The organism is Bacillus paralicheniformis, assembly GCF_001042485.2.
Classification (GTDB): domain Bacteria; phylum Bacillota; class Bacilli; order Bacillales; family Bacillaceae; genus Bacillus; species Bacillus paralicheniformis.
Map to the genome: position 1 here is coordinate 1 of NZ_LBMN02000013.1, position 4088 is coordinate 4088.

4 protein-coding genes are annotated in these 4088 nt (G+C 42.0%); all 4 read right to left on the bottom strand.

Annotation, left to right across the window (positions count from 1 at the left end; translation table 11 throughout):
• A partial coding sequence (locus ACH97_RS11660) for a protein rep (RefSeq protein ID WP_057957839.1) occupies positions 1–961 on the bottom strand: 961 nt, incomplete at its 3' end.
• A 617-nt stretch (positions 962–1578) separates the two neighbouring features.
• A complete protein-coding gene (locus ACH97_RS11665; RefSeq protein ID WP_057957837.1) occupies positions 1579–1761 on the bottom strand; it encodes an antitoxin VbhA family protein in 183 nt (60 codons plus the stop codon).
• A gap of 19 nt (positions 1762–1780) precedes the next feature.
• A complete protein-coding gene (locus tag ACH97_RS23435; RefSeq protein ID WP_155519890.1) occupies positions 1781–1945 on the bottom strand; it encodes an antitoxin VbhA family protein in 165 nt (54 codons plus the stop codon).
• A gap of 397 nt (positions 1946–2342) precedes the next feature.
• The gene (gene mobV / locus ACH97_RS11670) at positions 2343–3533 is read right to left on the bottom strand and encodes a MobV family relaxase (RefSeq protein WP_057957838.1); all 1191 of its coding nucleotides are present in this window, start codon (positions 3531–3533) and stop codon (positions 2343–2345) included.
• Positions 3534–4088: the final 555 nt, after the last annotated feature.

The window sequence follows — 4088 nt, forward strand, 5'->3', positions numbered from 1 at the left end:
CATTGGCCACCTCATCATCATCTTCTTCAATACGGATCAGATCTCCGTCTTCAGCATCCGTCAAATTTAGTTCCTTGTGGATCTCCTTCAAGATCCCGCCGTACCCGATCAAACGCCTGGCACTTAATGCATCATCCAAATAATAGACCGTATCCAAATTTTCCTCGGTCACTTCATTACCACGTATGACATCCGTATCCTTAACAGGATACTTCGAGATTTCAAGAATAGCCTTTTGTTCTTCCATCTCTTTACGCACTTCTTGTTCAATCGCTTCCGCATCGATTCCCTTTTTTCCTTTGACCCGCTGCACATGAACAATCGGTGTGTAATCCAATTTCATTGCACGCTTCCAAAGGCTTGTCCATTCTTTTTGATTAATATAGTTTTTACCAAAGTAACCAGTACGAACAGGAATCAACACATGAAAATGCGGGTGATATGTATTTTCTTCATGATTCTTCGTGATCTCTAAAGCTCTGAAATATCCACGCACCGCAGAATCTACTTTCTTATATTTCATCAATCTATTAAAACCCTTCATCATGTCCGAAATGGTCTGTTTGAGATCATCGCCCTCAACGTTTTTTACTGTCAACGTGAGAAATATCCATGCGGGCTTATATTGCCGATTGGCTTCTTCAACGATCAATTTGTTGTGATAAGCAATTTTCAATGACCTTCGCCACGCACACATAGGGCATAACCTCACTTTGCAAAAATAGGCTTGATATAATCGTAGTCTGCCCGTTTCTCGATCTCTCTTAAACGCAAGACATTCCGCACAATCACATACTTTCTCTGCCTTTTTTCCGTAGTAAGGCGCACCGGTACGCTTTTCAAGTCCTTCATAATGAGCCGCCATAAGTGACGATCTCACCTTTTTCCCTCGCCAATCCCGCTTTTTACCTGTTGCGGTTTTGTCCTCAAGGATGCTATAATTCGATTCAGATGAATACAAAGTGAAAAACCCCTTCTGACGCTAGTTCTCTAGCACTCTATTATTTTTGCTCGACACTTAAATAATAGCAGATGGGGTTTTTCACTGTCAAATTGCCCTCAAACCCTTGACAATACTGGATTGAGCGTACTTTTTGAAAATCTCATTGTTTCTATATGTATCAAGATAAGAAAAGACACGATTCTGACTCCGTCAAAATCGCCAAAAAGCTGGCGAAACCGCCATCTTTTTAAAAGAGACCAAAGACTAAACCAAATTTCCCCGCAGGGGGGCAAACACTTTTTAAACAAGTAGGACACAAGACATATTCGGGTTTTAAATGACATCAGCAGACAAAACGAAAAAACGCATTTAAAGCCCTTATAAGCGTTTTTGACGCATCCCCCTATTTCAATTACCTGAACAAAAATAAAAGCGCTCAGAATCGAATCTGAACGCTCTCAACGGCATTTTTTGCATAACATGTTTTTTTATACGTTTTATTTTCATCTTGCGTACTACCCCCCTGTTAGCATGGGGGGGTTCCCGTTTGGCTCTCGGTGCTGCGCTTTTCGTTGCCACTCGACGACTGTCGTCGTCTGCCGCTGCGCACCTACGCCAAACAAGTTGTTGGAACTCTATTGTATCACTTTATAAGCCAATTCAAGAGCTTTTCTCTCAAACTCCTCATCTGTGATCTGACCGGATGCATGCTGCCATAATAATTCTTCCTCGTCAGCTGTAAGATAAATTCCTTCAATGGCGTGTGTCGCTTTAGCATACGTCATGCCTTTTTCAAACTCACTTTTAGTCATTTTCAAAATGGTCAAACCCCCTATATCAAGGTTTTTCAATCGCTTTTTTATTGTATTCTTCTTCTGTGATCTGACCGGATGCCCATTGCCATAGAAGTTCTTCATCAGCGTCTGTTAGATATATACCCTCCAATTCTTGCGTGCCTCTTACATGTCTCATGTTTTCTTCAAAACGCTCTCTCATTTTCATCAACACAACCCCTTTCTTGGGCGCTGCCCAAACCCGCCAACGCTAGCACGTTGGATGGCAAATATTCAAACCCCCTACCCCCGATCTTCGGGGGATGCCCCTTCGGCAGGCGCAAACAAACGGGGTTTGTTTGAATTACAGGCTTTTGGGTGCAGTGAATGAGTCAACTCCTTAATGCTCACTTCGTTCCGCTTACCGTTGACTCATGCTTTATTTTGCTTGTCCTTAAAACTTTGAACACTTCTGCTATATTATCTACGAACAAAGTCAGAACCCAGAAAGGAATGAACATCAAATGCTAATTCAAACAAAGGATTTTTCCTTAGAGATCGATGCCGTATTCATTTTAAACGTCTTTATTGGCGTATCTTATTTTATTTAAGCTGAAAAGCCCGCCCTATCTTTCCATCTCCATATCGTTATTTTTCTTGGCTGTTCGAGCATTCTGTTTTCTCTCGTTTTCTTCACTGATAAATTTGTTTGCTCCAGGGGCTTCATCCTTATGATCAAAGTATTTTTCAGTGATCTTCATGTTCATTTTGGTGAGTATATGAGCTTTTGCATAACCAAGCAAAGCTCTATACTCTTTTTGCTTTTCTCCGAAAAAGGTCAAGAAAGCACTGATTGAACGCTTTAAGAAGCGATTCTCTGTTTCAAGTTCTTTCTTTTCAGCTTTCAAGCTCCTGTTTTCGCTTTTCAAACGATCATTCTCTTTAGACAACTCTTTTGTTCGACTTCGTTCACGTACCAATTCAGTCTCTAAACTCTTATTGTCCCTTTTGAACACTTCACCGGCTCTGGCGACCTTTTGCAACTGTTCAAAATCTTCTTTACTCATTTGAACAGTTTTAGCCTTTAGTAAGCCGCCCTTCTCTTTCACTTCGATCTGATCGACTGCCTGCGCTTCAAATGCTGTCTTTTTTAAATCATCCAGCCGCCCCGAAATTTGCGCAGCTGCTTTTTCATGATCTAACTTTTGTTGCTCCAGTTCTTTGATCTCCTCTTTCAAGGCTTCACGTTTAAACTTGTTCATTTCAAGATATTTTTTATCTGAAGGCTCGCCGCGCAGCAAGCCAAATTTCTCGTTATGCTTCCCGATCGCTTCCTGCAGCTGCTTCATTTCAACTTTGTTGAAAATCTGCTTCGCAGATAGCTTCTTCTCCTTCGTGATCGGAACAAGCCCCACATGCATATGAGGCGTTTTTTCGTCCTTATGTACTGACGCATACATCACGTTCTCTTTTCCGTAACGCTCCTGGAGAAATGCCAGGTTCGATTTAAAGAATTCCTTTTCTCTCTCTGGAGAGAGCTTTTCGAAGAATTCGGGACTTGCCGAGATCATGAACGAACAACACCTAACCGCATCTTTTCGAATGGCCCGTTTCGTCTCCACATTCTTCTCGATATGTTCGTTGATGAGTGCCTTATAATCCACTCGCTGATCATGCAATAAATCATAATTCAGATGCGCCCGATTTCGATCAATATCGGGGTTCGTATGGCTCTCTTTTTCCCTCTGATTATGTATCTGTAGACCCTTTATATCCGCACTCTTAAACTTCCGCATATTACAGATAATGAAGCCCATTTTTCCCCTTCACGCCCTTCCCACCGGCAACAACTTTCTCTCTCAATTTTACCACATTTTCCGGCGACACTTCCATGTAAAGTATAGCCCGCTATACTTTACTCCGTAAAGTGCGGTCTCTGCCGAGGGCTACGACAGTCGCTTTCGCTCCTTCTGATCAGCTCCGCTGATAGGAAAAATCGCCGAAGAAGCCGGCTATTATTTTTCCTAAATTCAAGACCTCGGACGCTGTCCGAACCAGTCGGGGAAATCTTCCCCGAACCCCATAAAAAAGAAGCAGGCTTTAATCGCCTACTTCTTCCGAAAACCACAAAGCAAAGAGCATCAAACCACAAATAATCATTGCCCCTAAATCCATCACATTAATTACAATAGTCATCGCCTTCACCTCCAGAGTAAAGGTTTTATATCAAGGTGTAGTCTGTCACCGCAATCAAAAAAGAAATTTCACCTGCCAATTGACCTAAAAAAACAGACCCATGATAGGTCTGCTCTTCTACGTGATTATGTAATTCTTGATGCCAACATGCCAATGCGCCATGACCTCAAACGTCT

Excerpts from the sequence above, each read along its gene's own strand:
- mobV (WP_057957838.1), bottom strand. The coding sequence starts at position 3,533 with ATGGGCTTCATTATCTGTAATATGCGGAAGTTTAAGAGTGCGGATATA.
- ACH97_RS23435 (WP_155519890.1), bottom strand. The coding sequence starts at position 1,945 with ATGAAAATGAGAGAGCGTTTTGAAGAAAACATGAGACATGTAAGAGGC.